1 pseudogene is annotated in these 635 nt (G+C 68.5%); it reads left to right on the top strand.

Going from position 1 to position 635, the window contains the following annotated elements:
• Positions 1 to 635: pseudogene (locus DEQ92_RS21290) on the top strand (glucoamylase); the annotation flags it as partial.

Here is a 635-nt window from a genome sequence, read left to right as displayed (position 1 = left end):
GTCTGATCACACCGAGGTCGACCGCGAGGACGCACTGGCGGACCTCCGGAACTGCGCGCTCGAACACGCCACGGCGGACGAGATTCGCGCTGCTGCCCGCGAACGTGCCGAGGTGGCGGTCCCCGAAGACGTGCCGAGACCGCGAACCGTCCGCGCCGATCTGCGGGCGCTCTCGCTGCTGACGGCGCCCTCCGGTGCGCACATCGCCGGCCCCGAGTTCGATCCCTTCTACACGCACTCGGGCGGTTACGGCTACACGTGGTTCCGCGACGAGGCCGAGTCCGCTCGACACCTTCTTCGGAGCGACGAACTGCTCGACCTCGATCTGACAGAGCGGCTCTCGACCGTCGCCGCGTTCTTCTGTGACACCCAACGCGACGACGGCTCGTGGCCCCACCGGGTGTGGGCGATCGACGGATCGCTCGCTCCTGGCTGGGCGAACGCACAGATCGAAGGATCAGACGCGCCCGAACACCAGGCCGACCAGACGGCGAGCGTCGTCACCTACCTCGCGACGCTCTTGACAGAGCGGCAGTCTGATCTCTCGGCGTCGCTCACCGAGCGGATCGAGGAGACGATCGAAGCCGGCGTCGCCGCACTCGATTCGGATCTCGCAGACGACGGGCTCCCGCGGG

Source organism: Haloferax sp. Atlit-6N (assembly GCF_003383195.1).
GTDB classification, from domain to species: Archaea; Halobacteriota; Halobacteria; order Halobacteriales; family Haloferacaceae; genus Haloferax; species Haloferax gibbonsii.
The sequence above is the reverse complement of the archived record's forward strand: the minus strand, read 5'-3'. Positions and strand labels throughout refer to the sequence as shown.